Source organism: Nocardia sp. NPDC050697, assembly GCF_040654395.1.
Classification (GTDB): Bacteria; Actinomycetota; Actinomycetes; order Mycobacteriales; family Mycobacteriaceae; genus Nocardia.
The window spans coordinates 276,428-293,289 of sequence record NZ_JBFAHY010000006.1; the positions used below are offsets into that span (position 1 = coordinate 276,428).

A 16,862-nucleotide genomic window follows, 5' to 3' on the forward strand; every position below is an offset into this window, starting at 1 on the left:
GCGAGCCTCGGCGCACCGGCGGGCGCCGCGGCGGCCGGTGCGCGCTCCGGTGCGGTGACCCCACGTCGCGGCGCACGGCATCCATGTCCAACCACCTGGCCTGCCACGAATCCCGGGACCGGTTCGCGCTCAGGCGAAGCCGGTCAGGAACAGCGCCTCGGCGAGCGCGGTGCGGCGCAGCTCCTCCGGGTCGACGCTCTCGTCCACCGCGTGGATCCGGCACAGCGGCTCCTCCACGCCGAGCAGCGCGATCTCGGCGCGCGGCACCACCTCGGCCAGCACCGTGCAGAGCGGGATCGAGCCGCCCTGCCCGGAGTGCACCACCTCGGCGCCGTAGGCGGTGCGCAGCGCCGCGGTGAGCGCGGCGTAGCCGGGGCCGTCGGTGGCGGCGGCGAAGGGCGCCCCGATCACCTGTGCCCGCACCTCGACCTCGACGCCCCAGGGGATGTGCGCGCGCAGGTGGGCGGCGAGCGCGTCGTAGGTGGCGCGCGGGTCGAGCCCGGGCGGCACCCGCAGGTTCAGCAGCGCGGCCGCCTCCGGGATGATCGCGGCCGCGGCGTCGGCGGTGCCGGGGGCGTCGATGCCGATGACGGTGACCGCCGGACGCGCCCACACCATGTCCGCGGGGGTGCCGGTGCCGAGCAGCTCGGTGCCTGGCAGCGCGGTGGTATCGGCGCGGAACACCTCGGGCGGGTAGGGCGCGCCGGTCCAGCGCTGGTCGCCGGGGACGCCGTCGATGACGGTGTCGCCCGCGGCGTCGCGCAGCGAGGCCAGCCCGTGCAGCAGCGCGGCCATGGCGTCCGGCGCGGCGCCGCCGAACTGCCCGGAGTGCACCGCCGAGCCGAGCGCCCGCACGGTGACCTCAGCGTTCACCACTCCGCGCAGGCTGGTGGTGAGCGTCGGGGTGCCGACGGCGACATTGCCGGTGTCGCCGATGACGATCATGTCGGCGTCGAAGAGCTCGGGGCGCCGCCGCGCCAGATCGTCGAGCCCGGCACCGCCCGCCTCCTCCGACCCCTCCACGATCACCCGCACCGCGCACCCGGTCGGCCCAGCCGCGCGCAGCGCGGTCAGGTGCGCGACCAGGTTGCCCTTGCAGTCCGCCGCGCCCCGCCCGTACCAGCGCCCGGCCCGCTCGGTGAGCTCGAACGGCGGCGAGCTCCACCGCTCCACCGGCCCGGCGGGCTGCACGTCGTGGTGGCTGTAGAGCAGCACCGTGCGGGCCTCGGCGGTGGCGCCGGGGCGGTACCCGACCACCGCCTGGCTGCCGTCCGAGGTCTCGACCACCTCGACCTCGAAGCCGAGCTCGGCGCAGGCCTTCGCGGTCCACTCGGCCGCGGCCCGGCACGCCGCCCCGCTACCCGGCTCCAGGTGCACCGAGCGGTGCGCCACCAGCTCGGCCAGGTCGTCGCGGGCCCGCGTCATCAGCTCGGCGACGCGGGCGGTCAGCTCGGTACTCACGACCTCCACCGTAGGCGCTGCTAGAGCACCGGCAGCGGATGCGAGGGCGGGAAGACCACCGGCAGCGCGGAGAGCGCGCGGTGGAACGGCCCCGGCCGCCAGATCAGCTCGTTCGGCGGCACCGCGAGCTCCACCTCGGGCAGCGTGTCCAGGAGCTGGTCGATGACGTCCTGCGCGAGCAGCAGCCCGTACGGCCGCGCCTGCGCGGGGCAGGCGTGATCACCGCTGCTGAAGGCCAGGTTCCAGCCGTTGCCCTCGAACTCGCCGGTGTTCATCTCCGGGTCGGTGTTGCAGGCCGCCATGCTGATGATCACCGGCTCGTTTGCCTGCAGCCACACCCCCTCGACCTGGATCGGCTGGCGCGGGTAGGTGATGCAGTAGTTCGCCATCGGCGGGTCGGTGGCCAGCCGCTCCTCGAGCGCGGCCCGGGTGGAGAGCGGAACCCGGCCGTCCGAGCTGGTGAAGCGGGGGTCGGTGAGCATGAGCAGCAGGGTGTTGGCGATCAGGTTCACCGGCGGCTCCACGCCCGCGGCGAAGAAGAGCACCAGCTGGTGCACCATCTCCTCGTCGGTGAGCGCGGCCGGGTGCTGCAGCAGCCGGGTGGTGATGTCGTCGCCCGGGTGCGCGCGCTTGAGCGCGGTCAGGTCGAGCAGCGCGTTGCCCATGATGGCGTTCACCGTCTCGGTGTCGACGCCGTCGAACATGGCGGCGCTGGCGCTCGCCACCTGCTCGCCGATCTCCGGCGGGCAGCCCAGCATCTGGCACAGCACCGAGAAGACCAGCGGCAGCGCGTACTGGTTCAGCAGGTCGGCGCTGCCCTCCTTGCAGAAGGTGTTGACGATCGGGACCGCGGAGGTCTCCACGATCGAGCGCAGCGAATTCAGGTCGATCCCGGCCAGCGCGAAATTGATGGCGTCGCGGTAGCGGGCGTGCTCGGCGCCGCTGGTGCGGATGGCGTTCGGCCGGTACTCGATCATCGGCATGATCGGGATGTCCTGCGGCGCGGTCTTCTGCCAGACGCTCGGGTCGGCCGGAAAATGGTGTGCGTCACCGAGAATGCGCACCGCGGTGCTATACTTGATCACCAGGGTGGCGGGCACGCCGGGCCACATCTCGACCGGCACCAGTGGTCCATAATTGTTTCTGCGCATCTGGCGATACGCCTCATGGGGGTCGGCCGCGAATTCCTGGGTGTAGATCGGGATTCGGGGGCCGATGGACTCGATCGACCGCTTCGGGTTGATGGTTGTAGCGGTAGCACCCTGGAGCGGGTGATGCGGATGCACGTAATCTCCTCGATCTCGGATTGCGACAGGGTAGCACCGGCGGCGCCGATCGGCGCCGCGATCCCGCCCGCGGCATGACCCAGACTCTCAGTGCGCGTTGATCTTTGCGCAGCACACTGGAGACGGCGGCCGCGCCGGGGGATGCCGCGGCGGTACGCGGAATCCCCCGGCGGGCGTGACCGTATCCGGCCGGCGCCACGGGTGTCGCACCCGGGAACGCCCCGCCCGGGCGCCCTACGGCACCCGGGCCGGGGTGATCACCCCCGGTTCGGGTCGTGGATGCGGTCGTCCCAGGCGGCGGGCAGATCATCGGACAGTACCGGAGCACCGAGGATCGCGTCGTCGAAGCCGAAGGCGTCGAGCAGCGCGGGCAGGTGGCCGGCGAGTTCGTCGATGGCCCTGGCCAGCTCGCGCTTGGTCACCGCGGCCGCGGCCGGGTCGAGCAGCCCGCGGGTGAGGTACCAGGCGGCGTGCCGGTCCAGGTAGTCCAGCGCGAAGACGTCCCGCACGGCCACGATCTCCGGGTGCGCGGCGTGCCCGTGCAGCAGCCCGAGCGCCTCCTCCGCGCAGTACGCCTCGGCGAGGTCGAGCGCCTGCGGGATGACCGCGAGCCGATCGGCCAGCGCCGGGGTGGCGAGGTGCTCCTGCGCCTCCTGCACGATGGTCAGGGTCCTGGCATTGAGCGCCCGCTCCCGGTCGGCGGCGTCCGCCGGGTCGTACAGCACCGGGTCCGGCGGCGTCTTCCCGGCCAGCTGCCTGGCCAGCACCCGGCCCGCCACCGAGCCGAGCACCGCGCAGTCGCCCTCGCCGGTGATCGCCGCGTGGCAGACACCGAGGTAGTCGGCGACCCGGTTGGCGCTGAACATGCCCTGCGCGCCCATCTTGATCCGCGCGTGCGTCACCGTCTCCAGCGCGTGCAGCTGGATGAACGGCTTGGCCAGCATGACCGAGACCACGGTGTCCCGGTGCGTCAGGTCGCTGTCGGCGAGCGAGGTCTTGACCGCGTTGCCGTAGATGGTCCGGATCACGGTGCCCGCCAGGTCGGTGAGCAGCGTGTCCCGCACGTGCGGGATATCGATCATCAGCGGCGTGTCCAGCGGGGTGAGCGGCACCGGCCGCTTGCCCGCGTAGGTCAGCGCGATGTGGAGCGCCGACCGCGCCGAGGCGTTCAGGCAGGACGAGAGCGCCAGCCTGCCCACGGTCAGCTGGCTGATGGCGGAGGGGAATCCGCGCTTCCGGCTGGTCTCGTCGCGCCAGGTGAGCACCCCCTCGTCGTCGATCGTGGCGAGGTCGTTGCTCAGCCAGGCGCTCTTGTCGACCCGGAGGCCGTCGAAGCTGATCACCGAGTTGTCCATGATCACCAGGGGCTGGTGGTCCAGCTGGGTGATCGTGACGCCGGGCGCCGCCTCGCCGCTCGCGTCCCGGAGCCGCGCGGTGAACAGGTGCACGCCCTGGTCGACGCCGGCCGCGTCGATGAAGCGGGCGCCGACCACGCAGACCCGGGACACCGGAATGCCGACGCTCGGCATGAACTTCCTGGCCCGCGGGTTCGGGGTGTTGATGACGAACCCGTCGCCGTCCCAGGTCGCGGTGGTCTGCATGAACCCGATGTTCGAGCCGCAGCCGTACTCGGTCAGCAGCATGACGCCGATGGCCGAGGCATCGTCGAGATCGTGCAGGTACGGCTCCGCCGCCTCGGCGTCGGTCAGTGTGGCCAGGCTGCCCGAGGCCAGGTTGTAGTGCCCCGAGATCAGCGGAATCAGATCGGTCGCCAGCACCGCCGCCCAATCGAAGACCGCGAACAGCTCGGGCAGCGTCGTCGCCACCGTCTTGGTGCTGCCGATCTCTTTCACCAGGTACCGCAGCTGAGCGTACGCGTTCTCGCGCCGCTGCTCCTGGCTTTGCTTGTCCGTGACCCGATAGTCCGGACTACTCAGAATCTCCTGTAACCGCCGATGGAATTCCGGACTCCCGTGCCGGAGAAAATCGGCCAGCGATTCACGCTCATCAGACCCCTGCTCGACCATTGCACTTGCTCCTACCCTTTTCCGACCCCCGGCCCCACCGCCGGGGTGACGTTCAGGCCATCGCCGCCGCCTTCCGGCTCGACGAGGCCGACCGGTGCCGCACGAGCGCACCGGAGGAGCGAAAGGTGGTTCTTCCGTCGGAAATCGCGGGATCACGCACCCTCCCCCCGGACCCGCCCGCGCGCACCATGAAGGGTCGCGGGCGTGTAGCAGAGGATTCCCCGGGCCGCGATCGGCGAGCTGGGCGAAGGTCGGCTCCGCCCAGCTCGCTTCGGGCCTCCGGCGCCATGTTCGTTTCACAGTCGAACGCGCCTACCTGGGAAGTCACCGGTGCTGCAACGTTCAGTTTGAGCGACCGGGACACATGACACATTGTGCCACAGCAACTCTCGAAGTTCAGGTCGAAACGATGGCTGTGCGATAGCCGATTATTAGCTCTACTGCCCGCCCGAAGCCGTGAGCGCGGAATGTTTCCGAATGGTAGCCACGCAGCCGATGCCGTGCCCGCCCCGCTCCCCCTGTTGCCGATTGGTCGCTTGATCGATATGGAATCGTAAAAGATCTTGAGCGGCGCGCGCATTCACCCCCCGGGTGCGGCGCGAGCGGCCGTTTGAGCCGCGTCACCGCCCCGTGGATGATGTGGCGGTGAAATTGGATGACATCGACGCCCGCACCCGCGAACTGGCGACCCGATTGGGCATAGCGCCCCCGCAGCTCCAGGAGGGGCCGGTCGCGGCATGGGTGGCCGAGGGCGTCCGCGCACTGCCCCAGCCCGAGCAGACGGTGCTCGTGGTCGGGCCCGCCTTCGGCGAGCTCACCCCGGCCGAGCAGGAGGCCGGGCTGGCGAGCGCCATGGTGATCGCGGAGCTGTACCGGCGCGGGAAGCGGACGCCGCTCGTCGCGGCCGGGCTGGTCACCGTGGCCGCCGGCGCGGCGGGGTTCGCCTTCGCCGAGCCGAAGTGGCTGGTGGTCCTGGGGCTCGCGGTGCTGTTCCCGGTCAGCTTCGTGCTCGCGCAGGCGCTGTGGCTGCGCGGTATCGCCTACGGGCACGATCGGCGCCTCGCGGAGGTGTTCGGCCGCGACACCCCGGAGCTGCTCCTCGAGCTGAACGCCCGCAACAAGCACGAGATCCGGGGCATCCTGCGTGCGTACCTGACGGTGGCGAATCCGTCGCGGAGCAGCCGGAGCAAGCGTCTGCGCGCCGTCTGACCCGAGCGCACCGGCGCCCCGACAGAGCCCCGTGACCACACTGCGGTTGCGTTTTCGCGCGTAATTGTGTGTCGTGGGATCGTGACCAACACATCGGGCGACGCGTACCCCCTCACGGACACCATGACCACCACCGTCTCCTCGCGCGAGGGCGCGACGGTGCTGTCGGTGGCGGGCGAGGTGGATCTGGCGACGGCGCCCGCGCTGGAGAACGCGATCGACGCGATTCTCGGCGAGCGGCCCGCGGCGCTGATCATCGATCTGACCGCGGTCAGCTTCCTGGCCTCGGCGGGGATGGCGACGCTGGTGGCCGCGCATCAGCGGGCCGGGGAGTCGACGGCCATCGCGGTCGTGGCGGACGGCCCCGCGACCAGCAGGCAGCTCAAGATGACGAGCCTGGACCAGGTGTTCAAGCTGTACGCCACGCTGGACGAGGCGGTCGCCGGGCGCGGCTGAGCACAGCCCACGGCGTCGGCCCCGCCCCTCGACGGGCGGGGCCGAGCCGCGTTCAGACGATGTCGCGGAGCTGTTCGATGAGCTGCACGCGCTCGGCGGCGGTGCCGGCCAGCGGGACCACGTTGAGCACGGTGACGCCGGCCTCGCGGAAGGCGGCGACGCGCTCCTTCACGAAGCCGGCCGGGCCGATCAGGGAGATGTCGCGGACCAGGTCGTCGGGGACGGCCCGCGCGGCCTCCTCCTTCTTCCCGGCCAGGTACAGCTCCTGGATGCGGTCGGCCTCGGCGCCGTAGCCGTAGCGGGTGGCGAGGGTGTGGTAGAAGTTCTTGCCGCGCGCGCCCATGCCGCCGATGTAGAGCGCGAGGTGCGGTTTCACGAACTCGAGCAGCGGGGTGACGTTCTCGCCGATGGCGAGCGCGGGGCCGGCGTAGACCTCGAGGTCGCCGAGCGCGGGGTCGCGCTTGGCGAAGCCGGCGTCGAGCGCCTCGCCCCAGACGTCCTTGGCCCGCTCCGGCAGGAAGAAGATGGGCTGCCAGCCCTCGGCGAGCTCGGCGGCGAGCTCGACGTTCTTCGGGCCGAGCGCGGCGAGCAGCACGGGGATGCGCTCACGCACGGGGTGGTTGATGAGCTTCAGCGGTTTGCCGAGGCCGGTGCCCGCGCCCTCGGGCAGCGGGATCCGGTAGTGCTTGCCGTCGTACTCCAGCCGCTCCCGGCGCCACACCTTGCGGCAGATCTCGATGAGTTCCCTGGTGCGGCCGATGGGGGCGTCGTACGGGACGCCGTGGAAACCCTCGATGACCTGCGGGCCGGAGGCGCCGAGGCCGAGCACGAAGCGGCCGTCGGAGACGAAGTCCAACCCGGCCGCGGTCATGGCGGTGAGGCTGGGCGTGCGGGTGTAGATCTGCAGGATGCCGGAGGCGAGCTGCACCCGCTCGGTGCGGGCGGCCAGGAAGCCGAGCGCGCTCACCGCGTCGAAGGAGTACGCCTCGGGCACGAACACGATGTCCAGCCCGGCGCGCTCGAGGTCGGCCACCTCGGCGGCCACCTCCTTGAAACCGCCCGAGTAGTTGATCCCCAATCCGATCCGCATGGGGTCAACATATCCCCGGCTACGGCCGGGCCGAGCACCGGTGCGGCCGACGCGGCCGGATAGCGTGTAGCGGCCAGCCCCCGACCACGAAAGGTGCCGTCCGTGTCGCAACCACCCGCGCCGAGCCCGCAGGCAGGAACCGAAGCCGGATTCGGCGCCGTCACCGTCGCCGCGTACCTGGAGCAGCTGGGCGCCAAGGTGCCCGCGCCGGGCGGTGGCGCGGTGGCGGCGCTGCACGCGGCGCAGGGCGCGGCGCTGGTCGCCATGGTCGCCCGCTACACCACCAGGGCCAAGGACGCCGAGCACCGGCCGGAGATCGACCGGGTGATCGCCGCCGCGGACGCCGCGCGGGTTCGCGCGCTGGCGCTGGCCGACGCCGACGCCGCCGCCTTCACCGCGGTGGGCGCCGCCTACAAGCTGCCGAAGGAGTCCGAGACCAGGCAGCGGGCGATCACCGAGGCGCTGCTCGGCGCGGCCCGGGTGCCCGCGGAGGTGGTGGACGCGGCCGACGAGGTGCTGGCGCTCGCGGCCGACCTGCTGCCCATCGGCAACCCGAACGTGGTCACCGATATCGGGGCCGCCGCGGATGCCGCCAGGGCCGCCGCGACGAGTTCGCGGCTGAACATCGAGATCAACCTGGTGTCGCTGCGCGGCGCGGTCGCGGATAACGATCTGGCCGATTTCGCCGCCGCGCTGGCCCGCGTCGAGGAGATCACCGCGCGGGCGGATGCCCTGCACACGGAGGTCGTGCGCGCGGTTCGCGGCTGAAACCGACCGTGTCTCAACCGGGTTACCCCGGATTCAGGACGCGCGCTCGGCTGGACCGCGAAGATCATGACGGCCTAGGCTGAACACCTACTTACCACACCCGGTTCGAAGGTGGTTGTCATGAGGAGCGCGGGTCGGCCTCTTTTTCTGCTCGCCGCGGTGGTCGCGCTGGCGGTGACCGGCGTCGGCGCCGCGTTCGGCAGTATCGCGGCCGCCCCGGATATCCCCGCGGTCGTCGCGATCACCCCGTCGGAGGGGCGCACGGTCGGGATCTATCCCCCGGTCACGGTGCGCTACGCGGCGCCGGTGGCCGATCGGGCGGCGGCCGAGCGGGCGCTGACCGTGCGCGCGCCGGAGGCGGTGCCGGGCCACGTCACCTGGAACAGCGCCACCGAGCTGACCTGGCTGCCGGAGGCCTTCCTGCCCGCCCGCACGAAGGTGCAGGTCTTCGCGGCGGGCTGGCGCACCGAGTTCGAGACCAATGCCGGGTTCAGCGCGGTCGGTGACATCTCGGCGCACACCTTCACGGTGAGCATCGGCGGCGTGCCGGTGCGCACCATGCCCGCCTCGTACGGCAAGCCCGGCTGGGAGACCCCGGCGGGCACCTTCCCGATCCTGGAGAAGTTCCGCCGGGTGACCTTCGACTCGCGCACCATCGGCATTCCGCTCAGCTCGCCGGAGGGCTACCTCATCCAGGGCGAGTACGCGGAGCGGCTCACCTGGGGCGGGGTCTTCGTGCACTCGGCGCCGTGGTCGGTGGAGTCGCAGGGGTCGGCGAACGTCAGCCACGGCTGCGTGAACCTGGCCCCGGACGACGCCTCCTGGTTCTACGAGAACGCCGGGATCGGCGACCCGGTGCAGCTGCACTGGTAGTTTTCGCCGCCGCCGCCCGGGTACGCGCCGCTCGACGGCCGGGACGCGCCCGGCCGCCCGGAGAGGCGGAGGCGACATGCGGATCGGGTACAAGCTGGTCGCGGAGGCGTACGGGCCGAAGGAGCTGATCCGGCAGGCGGTCGCCGCCGAGCGCGCCGGGTTCGACTTCGTCGAGATCAGCGACCACTTCCACCCGTGGCTGGACAACCAGGGGCACTCCCCCTTCGCCTGGACGGTGCTCGGCGCCATCACCGCGCGGACCGAGCGGGCCGGGCTCGTCACCGGGGTCACCTGCCCGATCCTGCGCTACCACCCGGCGATCGTGGCCCAGGCCGCGGCGACGCTCGCCCTGGTGAGCGACGGCCGCTTCACCTTCGGCGTCGGCTCCGGCGAGCGGCTGAACGAGCACGTGGTCGGCCGCGAGTTCCCGCCGGTGCAGATCAGGCACGCCATGTTCCGGGAGGCGCTGGAGATCATCCGGCTGCTCTGGCAGGGCGGATATCAGAGCTACGAGGGCAAGTACATCCAGCTCTCCGACGCGCGGATCTTCGACCTGCCGGACGAGCTGCCGCCGCTGGTGGTCGCCGCGGGCGGACCGGAGGCGGCGCGGCTCGCGGGTGAGCTCGGCGACGGCCTCTTCGCCACCGATCCGGATGCCGACCTGGTCAGCGCCTTCTCCGCGGCGGGCGGCTCCGGCCCGCGCTACGCCGAGGTGCCGCTGGCCTGGGCGCCCGACGCGGACACCGCCGCGCAGGCGGCGCTGGAGACCTCGCGCTGGGCGGTGACCGGCTGGAAGGTCATGAGCGAGCTGCCCAACCCGGTGAACTTCGCCGCCGCCACCGAGACCGTCCGGCTGGACGACATCCGGGAGAACTTCGCCTGCGGCAGCGACCCGGAGCGCATCGTCGAGGCGGCGCGGCCCTTCGCCGACGCGGGCTTCGACCACCTGGTGCTGCTCAACGCGGGCCCCGACCCGGACGGTTTCCTCGACTTCTACGCGAGCGAGCTCGACGGCCCGCTGCGCGCGCTCGGCGCCTGAAAGCACCTGCCCGCGACCGTTTTCCGGGGCCGGGCGATCTTGGTGCACCACACTCGAGTAAAGTGCAGGTAATGAGGCGCGACACGGGGTGGGACGGCTGACCGGTGGTTATCGAGGAGACCGCGCTGGCCTTGATCCAGCTCGGAGCGGTGTTCTTCGGTCTCGGTGTGCTCGGCCGGGTGGCGGCGCGGATCGGGATGTCCCCGATTCCGCTGTACCTGCTCGGCGGGCTGGTGTTCGGCTCCGGTGGGCTGGTGCAGCTGCACGAGGTCGACGAATTCATCCACCTCGCCAGTGAGATCGGCGTCATCCTGCTCCTGCTGCTGCTCGGGCTGGAGTACACCGCCGCCGAGCTGGTCACCGGGATGCGCAAGTCCTGGCCCGCCGGGCTGCTCGACCTGGCGCTGAACGCGACACCGGGCGTGATCGTGGCGCTGCTGCTCGGGCTCGGGCCGGTCGGGGCGATCGCCATGGCGGGCGTCACCTACATCTCCTCCTCCGGGATCGTGGCCAAGGTGCTCGGCGATCTCGGCAGGCTCGGCAACCGGGAGACGCCGACGATCCTGTCGATCCTGGTGTTCGAGGATCTGGCCATGGCCGCGTACCTGCCGGTGCTCACGGCGGTGCTGGCCGGGGTCGGGCTGATCGCCGGGCTCTGGACGCTCGGGATCGCGCTCGCCGCGGTGACGGTGGTGCTGGTGGTGGCGCTGCGCTACGGGCGCTACGTCTCCGCGCTGGTGGCCAGCGACGATCGGGAGATCTTCCTGCTCAAGGTGCTCGGCGCGGCGCTGCTGGTGGCCGGGCTGGCCTCGGCGGTGCAGGTGTCGGCGGCGGTGGGGGCGTTCCTGCTCGGGATCGCCATCTCGGACTCCACCGCGCACACCGCGACCAAGATCCTGGAGCCGCTGCGCGACCTCTTCGCCGCCATGTTCTTCGTGCTCTTCGGGTTGAACACCGATCCGCGCAGCATTCCGCCGGTGCTGGCCTGGGCGCTGCTGCTCGCGGTGGTGACCACGGCGACCAAGATCGCCACCGGGTGGTGGGCGGCCGGGCGTGCCGGGGCGGGCGAGATGGGGCGGGCGCGCGCCGGGGTCGCGCTGGTGGCGCGCGGTGAGTTCTCCATCGTGATCGCCGGGCTGGCGGTGGCGGCGGGGGCGCTGCCCGATTCGTTCACCGCGCTCGCCACCACCTACGTGCTGCTCATGGCGATTATCGGGCCGGTGGCGGCGCGGATCGTCGAGCCGGTCATGCGGATGTTGCGGGGGAAGCCGCGAGCGCCGGAGCGCGTTCGGGAGTGACCGGGGGCGCCGGTCGGCCCCGACCGGCGGAGGTGAGGGACGCCGCGGCAGGGCAAGACCGGCGCCCGCGGCAAGCGATGACCGGCCGCCGGGCCGGACAGGACCAGCGACTCGGGCCGGGCGGGACCGGCCGTTGCGGGGCGGAACGCGGCTCAGGCTTCGGCGGCGCGCTCGGCGGCCTCGACCACGTGGCGCATGAGGAGCGCGGTGGTGACCGGGCCGACGCCACCGGGGACGGGGCTGAGGGCGGCGGCGCGGCCGCGTACGGAATCGGCGTCGACATCGCCGACGATGCTGCCGTCGGGGCCCTCGTTGGTGCCGACGTCGATGACGACGGCGCCGGCGCGGACGTGCTCGGCGCGGATGAGCCCGGCCCGGCCCGCGGCGGCGACCACGATATCGGCGGCCGCGGTGACGGCGGCGAGGTCGGCGGTGCGCGAGTGCGCGACGGTGACGGTGGCGTTCTCCGCGAGCAGCAGCTGGGCCAGCGGCTTGCCGACGACATTGGAGCGGCCGACCACGGCGACGTGCTTGCCGGTCAGCTCGATGCCGTGCTGCTTCAGCAGCACGACGACCGCCTCGGCGGTGGCGGGGGCGAAGACGGGGGTGTTGGCGGCGAGCAGGCCGAGCGAGAGCGGGGCGACGCCGTCGACGTCCTTCTCCGCGCCGATGGCGGCGGCGACGTCCTCCAGCTTCACCCCGGCGGGCAGCGGGGTCTGCAGCATGATGGCGTCGACGGCGGGGTCGGCGGTCCGGGCGGCGAGCTCGGCGCGCAGGGTGGTGATGTCGGCGTCGACGCCGAGGTCGACGGTGTCGCACTCGATGCCGCGGTTGGCAGCGGACTTGCGCAGCGAGTTCACGTACCAGGCGCTGGCCGGATCGGCGTTCGCCACCACCAGCGCCAGGCGCGGGGCCCGGCCGCGCGCGGCGAGCGCGGCGGCCCGCTCGGTGGTCTCGGCGTTCAGGGCGGCGGCGGCTTCCTTGCCGGTCAGCGATGCGGTCTCCACGGGGTCAACCCTATCGGGGCGGTTTCGGTCCGCCGCCGCGGTGTCACCCTTCCGGCCGCGATCGCCGACTTACGGCGAGTTCACACCCGCAACATCAGCCTCAGCCGTATCGTGGTCGCTGCTCTACAGCACAGCTGGCTGCCGTCCGCGAAAGGTGTGACCTGTGGTGACTCGTCGAATCCGAACGATTCTGCTCGCGGTGCTGACCGCGCTGGCCCTGTCCGGGGCGGTCGCCGCGCCCGCGGTGGCCGACCCCGACCCGGACGACCTCTACAACTCCGCGCAGCGGCACTTCGCCGCCGGTGACGACGCCGCGGGCCGCGCCGACCTGCGCGCGCTCATCGGCGCCGCGCCGGACGACGCGGAGGCGATCGCGCTGCAAGCGCTCTGGTCGCACTACGCCGGCGACCGGCCCGCGGTGGACGACGCCATGCGCAGGCTCGCCGGGCTCGACCCCGCCCGCGCCCAGGGCACCCGCCGGGTGATGGACGCCATCGGCGCCGCCGTCGGCACGCTGCCCAACCCGCTGCCCGCGCTGATCGGGCCGCAGACCGGGATCGTCGTCCTCGGCTACGGGCTGCTGCCGGACGGCGCGCTGCGCCCGGAGCTGGTGAATCGGTTGACCGCGGCCTGGGTGCAGGCGATCGCCGCGCCGCTCTCCCGGGTGGTCGTCACCGGCGGGAATCCGCAGAACGGGATCGCCGAGGCCGATGCCATGGCGGGGTGGCTGATCGGGCGCGGGATCCCGGCCGGCCGGATCATCGTGGAGAACCGGGCCGGCTCGACGGTGCAGAACGCGCTCTTCAGCACCGACCTGCTGCGCGCTGCCGGGGTGACCAGCGCTGTCGTGGTGACCTCGCCGAACCACATCCGCCGGGCGGTCGCCGATTTCATCGTCGCCGGGACCGCGGTGGTCGGGGCGATGGTCTCGCTGGAGCAGCTGGTGTCGAATCTGCCGCCGCCGGGACGGGCCGGGCAGCGCGGGATCTACCTGGATGCCTCCCGCACCTTCCGGCTGGCTGCCAGCCGCTGAATTCCGGTCCTCGCCGGTAGCGCCAGGGGTGGACGGAGTGGGCGTGGGCGCGCACGATGACGCGGTGCCCGCGCTCCCCCGCTCCGCCGCGAATAGTTCCCCGTCCGCGGACGGGCCAGCACCCGCGCCGGGAAGCTCGGCGCCCGGCGCCGCACCTATCGAGGGTGTGGTGGCTCGGTTGCGGGCGGCGGGGTGCGTGTTCGCGGAGGAGGAGGCGCGGCTGCTGGTCGCGGCGGGCGGCGATCTGGAGCTGCTGGTCGCGCGGCGGGAGCGGGGCGAGCCGCTGGAGCAGATTCTCGGCTGGGCCGAGTTCCGGGGGCTGCGGGTGGCGGTGGCGCCGGGGGTCTTCGTGCCGCGGGCACGGACCGCGGAGCTGGTGGACGCGGCGATTCCGCTGCTCCGGGCGGTGGGTGATCGGCTCGCGCCGGTGCTGGTCGACCTGTGCTGCGGGACGGGGGTGCTCGGGCTGGCATGCGCGCGGGAGGTGGATGTCACGCTGGTGGCGGCCGATATCGAGCCCGCCGCGGTCGCCTGCGCGCGGCGCAATCTGGAAGCCGTCGCGGGCCGGGTGTACGAAGGGGACCTGTTCGACGCGCTGCCCGGCGCCCTGCGCGGGACGGTGGACGTCCTGCTGGCGAACGTGCCGTACGTGCCGAGCGACGCCGTCGCCACCCTCCCGCCGGAGGCCCGCGACCACGAACCGCGCCGCGCCCTGGACGGCGGCGCGGACGGGCTCGACATCCTCCGCCGGGTGGCGGCGGGCGCACCGGAGTGGCTCGCCCCCGGCGGTCACGTCCTCCTGGAAACCAGCGCAGCGCAGGCCGATTCGGCGTTGCGCGCGCTGGCGGAGAACGGTCTGGCGGGCCGGCTCGCCGGGTCGGGCGAGCACGGCACCACCGTGGTGATCGGGACGCTCAGCTCTCCTTGCGCCCGGTGAAGTGGTCCATCGAGCGGTACACGCCGACGGTGTTCAGGAAGAGGTCGCGGGCCCGGATCGGCAGCAGCCCGGAGAGCGCCTTGTTGAACCGCGAGGTCCAGGGCAGCACCAGCACCGGGGTCCCGGCCTTCATCTGGGTCCAGGAGGTCTCGACCACCGCGTCCTGCTTGAGGATCGGGGTGAACCAGAAGCCCTTGGCGCCGTCGAACATGCCGGTGTCGATGTAGGTGGGGCACACGGTGGTGATCTTCACGTGCTCGTGTCCGGCCTGCTCCAGCTCGATGCGCACCGAGTCGGACCAGCCGATCGCGGCCCACTTGGAGGCGGCGTAGACGCTCATCCGCGGGTTCGAGACCAGCCCGGCGGAGGAGGCGATGTTCAGCACCCGGGAGGGCGACTTCGACGCCACCATGGCGGGCAGGAACTCCAGCGTGATCCACATGGGCGCCAGCGAGTTGATCGCCATGGTCTTCTCGATGTCGGCGCGGTTCGTGGTCTCCCAGAAGTACTGGTTGCCGCGCACGATGCCGGCGTTGTTCACCAGGATGTCGATATCGCCGACCTCGGCGCGCACCGCGGCCGCGGCCTCGGTGATCGCCTCCTGCGAGGAGACGTCGACAACGTTGTAGTGCACGGTGCCGCCCAGCTCGGTCAGCTCGGCCGCGGTCTCTTTGAGCGCGGCCTCGTTGATGTCCCAGAGCACCACCGCGGCCGCGCGCTCGCGCACCGCGGTGGTGGCGAAGAGCTTGCCGAGCCCCATGGCGGCGCCGGTGACCAGCACCGTGCGCCCGGCGACCGATTCCAGCTTCATCGCTGTGTTCCTCACTTCTGTCGCAGGGTCTTCATGACGCCGAAGTAGAGCGTCATGGTCTTGGCCCACAGCTCCTCGGACATGCCGGGCAGCGGGGCGATCGGCAGCACCCGTTGCTGCGCGATGGTCTGGGTGTCGAGGTACTTGAGCAGCCCCTCGGGGCCGTGCCTGCGGCCGGTGCCGGAGATGCCGAGCCCGCCGGAGGGGGCGTCCGAGCTGCCCCAGGCGGCGATGAAGCCCTCGTTGACGTTCACCGAACCGGCGTTGATCCGGGCCGCGACGGCCCGGCCGCGGGCCGCGTCCTTGGTCCACACGCTGGCGTTCAGGCCGTAGGCGGTGTCGTTGGCGGCGGCGACGGCGGCGTCGTCGGAGGGCACCCGGTAGACCGAGACCACCGGGCCGAAGGTCTCCTCGCGGTAGACCGTCATCTCCTCGGTGACGTCGGCGAGCACGGTCGGCTCGTAGAAGTACGGGCCCAGGTCGGGGCGGTGCCTGCCGCCCGCCAGGACGGTGGCGCCCTTGGCGACGGCATCGTCCACGTGCTGCTGGACGGTGTCGAGCTGGCGCTGGAAGGTGAGCGAGCCCATGCCCGCGCTGTAATCGAGCGCGCCGCCGAGCTCGATGTTCTCGACGTGCCCGGTGAACTCCGCCACGAAGCGGTCGTACACGCTGTCGTGCACGTAGATCCGCTCCATGGACTCGCAGAGCTGGCCCGCCGAGGCGAAGCAGGCGCGGATGGCGATCTTGGCGGCCCGCGCGATGTCGGCGTCGGCCAGCACCAGCAGCGGGTTCTTCCCGCCGAGCTCCAGCGAGTAGCCGATCAGCCGCTCACCGGCCTGCTGCGCGATGGTGCGGCCGGTGGCGCTGGAGCCGGTGTAGTCGACGTAGTCGGCGCGGGCGATCACCTCGCCGCCGATGTCCCGGCCGCGGCCGAGCACGGCCTGCCACAGCCCGCGCGGCAGCCCGGCGCGCTCGGCGGCGTCGATGGCCCAGAGCGCGGTGAGCGCGGTCTGGTTGTCCGGCCGCGCGACCACGGCATTCCCCGCGACCAGGGCGGGCAGCGCGTCCGAGACGGCGAGCGCGAGCGGGTAGTTCCACGGCGAGATGACCGCGACGACGCCCTTGGGCCGCTGCCGGACGTCGACCCGGGTGAGCACCGGCAGCACGCCGCGCGGGCGCCGGGTGGAGAGCAGCTTGCTCGCGACCGACCCGTAGTACCTGGCGTTCACCGCCACATCGCCGACCTCGTCGAAGGCGTGCGCGCGGGCCTTGCCGGTCTCGGTCTGCACGATGTCGAGGATGGTCTCCTGCTCGGCGAGCACGATGTCGTGCAGCTTGCGCAGCACGGCCACCCGCTCCCGCACCGGCCGCGCGGCCCACGCCGCCTGCGCGGTGCGGGCGGTGGTGAAGGCGCGCTCGATGTCCTCGGTGGAGGACTGCGGCAGGTCGGCGATCTTCACGCCGGTGGCGGGGGCGAACACCTCCACCGACGGCGCGCCGCCCGCGGTCGCCCGCTCCAGCAACGGCTTGACCAGGTCGGCGGGGAGGGCGGCTGTCGTCATGGGCG

Annotated in this window: 15 protein-coding genes; 8 read left to right on the forward strand and 7 right to left on the reverse strand. The window is 72.4% G+C overall.

The features are described 5' to 3' along the window. Nucleotides 1–129: 129 nt before the first annotated feature. From AB0H71_RS22285 to AB0H71_RS22295, 3 genes are all read right to left on the reverse strand, one after another. Complete coding sequence (locus AB0H71_RS22285; RefSeq protein ID WP_357024021.1) at nt 130–1,461, reverse strand: dipeptidase; 1,332 nt, start codon at nt 1,459–1,461, stop codon at nt 130–132. A gap of 20 nt (nt 1,462–1,481) precedes the next feature. Then, nucleotides 1,482–2,585 carry a cytochrome P450 gene (locus AB0H71_RS22290; RefSeq protein ID WP_357024023.1) on the reverse strand — a complete coding sequence of 368 codons (1,104 nt, stop codon included), beginning with the start codon at nt 2,583–2,585 and terminating at the stop codon, nt 1,482–1,484. Nucleotides 2,586–3,004: 419 nt separating this feature from the next. Further along, nucleotides 3,005–4,600 carry a hypothetical protein gene (locus tag AB0H71_RS22295; RefSeq protein WP_357024026.1) on the reverse strand — a complete coding sequence of 532 codons (1,596 nt, stop codon included), beginning with the start codon at nt 4,598–4,600 and terminating at the stop codon, nt 3,005–3,007. 819 nt (nt 4,601–5,419) lie between these two features. Here AB0H71_RS22295 and AB0H71_RS22300 point away from each other — a divergent pair. After that, a complete protein-coding gene (locus AB0H71_RS22300; protein WP_357024029.1) occupies nt 5,420–5,983 on the forward strand; it encodes a hypothetical protein in 564 nt (187 codons plus the stop codon). Nucleotides 5,984–6,106: 123 nt separating this feature from the next. Next, nucleotides 6,107–6,439: an STAS domain-containing protein gene (locus AB0H71_RS22305; RefSeq protein ID WP_357024523.1), complete on the forward strand. Its 333-nt coding sequence runs from the start codon at nt 6,107–6,109 to the stop codon at nt 6,437–6,439. 52 nt (nt 6,440–6,491) lie between these two features. On the opposite strand, the gene AB0H71_RS22310 is transcribed toward AB0H71_RS22305, so the two are convergent. Further along, nucleotides 6,492–7,640: an LLM class F420-dependent oxidoreductase gene (locus AB0H71_RS22310; RefSeq protein ID WP_357024032.1), complete on the reverse strand. Its 1,149-nt coding sequence runs from the start codon at nt 7,638–7,640 to the stop codon at nt 6,492–6,494. Between AB0H71_RS22310 and AB0H71_RS22315 the strand changes: the two genes are divergently transcribed. The 4 genes from AB0H71_RS22315 (at nt 7,632) to AB0H71_RS22330 (ending at nt 11,507) form a co-directional block, all read left to right on the forward strand. Next, a complete protein-coding gene (locus AB0H71_RS22315; protein ID WP_357024034.1) occupies nt 7,632–8,297 on the forward strand; it encodes a cyclodeaminase/cyclohydrolase family protein in 666 nt (221 codons plus the stop codon). The genes AB0H71_RS22310 and AB0H71_RS22315 overlap by 9 nt on opposite strands. 120 nt (nt 8,298–8,417) lie before the next feature. Beyond that, entirely contained in the window at nt 8,418–9,170 is a 753-nt protein-coding gene (locus AB0H71_RS22320; protein ID WP_357024037.1) for a L,D-transpeptidase, read from the forward strand. Between the two features lie 76 nt (nt 9,171–9,246). Next, entirely contained in the window at nt 9,247–10,209 is a 963-nt protein-coding gene (locus AB0H71_RS22325; RefSeq protein WP_357024039.1) for a TIGR03557 family F420-dependent LLM class oxidoreductase, read from the forward strand. A gap of 110 nt (nt 10,210–10,319) precedes the next feature. Next, nucleotides 10,320–11,507, forward strand: coding sequence for a cation:proton antiporter (locus AB0H71_RS22330; RefSeq protein ID WP_357024526.1), 1,188 nt, complete (start codon nt 10,320–10,322; stop codon nt 11,505–11,507). Between the two features lie 152 nt (nt 11,508–11,659). Here the strand turns inward: AB0H71_RS22330 and AB0H71_RS22335 are convergent, their stop codons facing one another. Continuing rightward, complete coding sequence (locus tag AB0H71_RS22335; RefSeq protein ID WP_357024042.1) at nt 11,660–12,514, reverse strand: bifunctional 5,10-methylenetetrahydrofolate dehydrogenase/5,10-methenyltetrahydrofolate cyclohydrolase; 855 nt, start codon at nt 12,512–12,514, stop codon at nt 11,660–11,662. A 163-nt stretch (nt 12,515–12,677) separates the two neighbouring features. Between AB0H71_RS22335 and AB0H71_RS22340 the strand changes: the two genes are divergently transcribed. Beyond that, nucleotides 12,678–13,547, forward strand: coding sequence for a YdcF family protein (locus AB0H71_RS22340; RefSeq protein WP_357024045.1), 870 nt, complete (start codon nt 12,678–12,680; stop codon nt 13,545–13,547). Nucleotides 13,548–13,713: 166 nt separating this feature from the next. Continuing rightward, nucleotides 13,714–14,484 carry a putative protein N(5)-glutamine methyltransferase gene (locus AB0H71_RS22345; protein WP_357024048.1) on the forward strand — a complete coding sequence of 257 codons (771 nt, stop codon included), beginning with the start codon at nt 13,714–13,716 and terminating at the stop codon, nt 14,482–14,484. On the opposite strand, the gene AB0H71_RS22350 is transcribed toward AB0H71_RS22345, so the two are convergent. Together AB0H71_RS22350 and AB0H71_RS22355 are read right to left on the reverse strand one after the other, a co-directional pair. Continuing rightward, nucleotides 14,462–15,295: an SDR family NAD(P)-dependent oxidoreductase gene (locus tag AB0H71_RS22350; protein WP_357024051.1), complete on the reverse strand. Its 834-nt coding sequence runs from the start codon at nt 15,293–15,295 to the stop codon at nt 14,462–14,464. The two genes, AB0H71_RS22345 and AB0H71_RS22350, sit on opposite strands and share 23 nt — an antisense overlap. A gap of 11 nt (nt 15,296–15,306) precedes the next feature. After that, nucleotides 15,307–16,857, reverse strand: coding sequence for a succinic semialdehyde dehydrogenase (locus AB0H71_RS22355; RefSeq protein ID WP_357024054.1), 1,551 nt, complete (start codon nt 16,855–16,857; stop codon nt 15,307–15,309). Between the last annotated feature and the right edge of the window lie 5 nt (nt 16,858–16,862).

Bases quoted from the DNA above. Each gene is read 5' to 3' on its own strand.
- AB0H71_RS22355 (WP_357024054.1), bottom strand. From the start codon at position 16,857: ATGACGACAGCCGCCCTCCCCGCCGACCTGGTCAAGCCGTTGCTGGAG.
- AB0H71_RS22325 (WP_357024039.1), top strand. From the start codon at position 9,247: ATGCGGATCGGGTACAAGCTGGTCGCGGAGGCGTACGGGCCGAAGGAG.
- AB0H71_RS22305 (WP_357024523.1), top strand. From the start codon at position 6,107: ATGACCACCACCGTCTCCTCGCGCGAGGGCGCGACGGTGCTGTCGGTG.
- AB0H71_RS22350 (WP_357024051.1), bottom strand. From the start codon at position 15,295: ATGAAGCTGGAATCGGTCGCCGGGCGCACGGTGCTGGTCACCGGCGCC.
- AB0H71_RS22320 (WP_357024037.1), top strand. From the start codon at position 8,418: ATGAGGAGCGCGGGTCGGCCTCTTTTTCTGCTCGCCGCGGTGGTCGCG.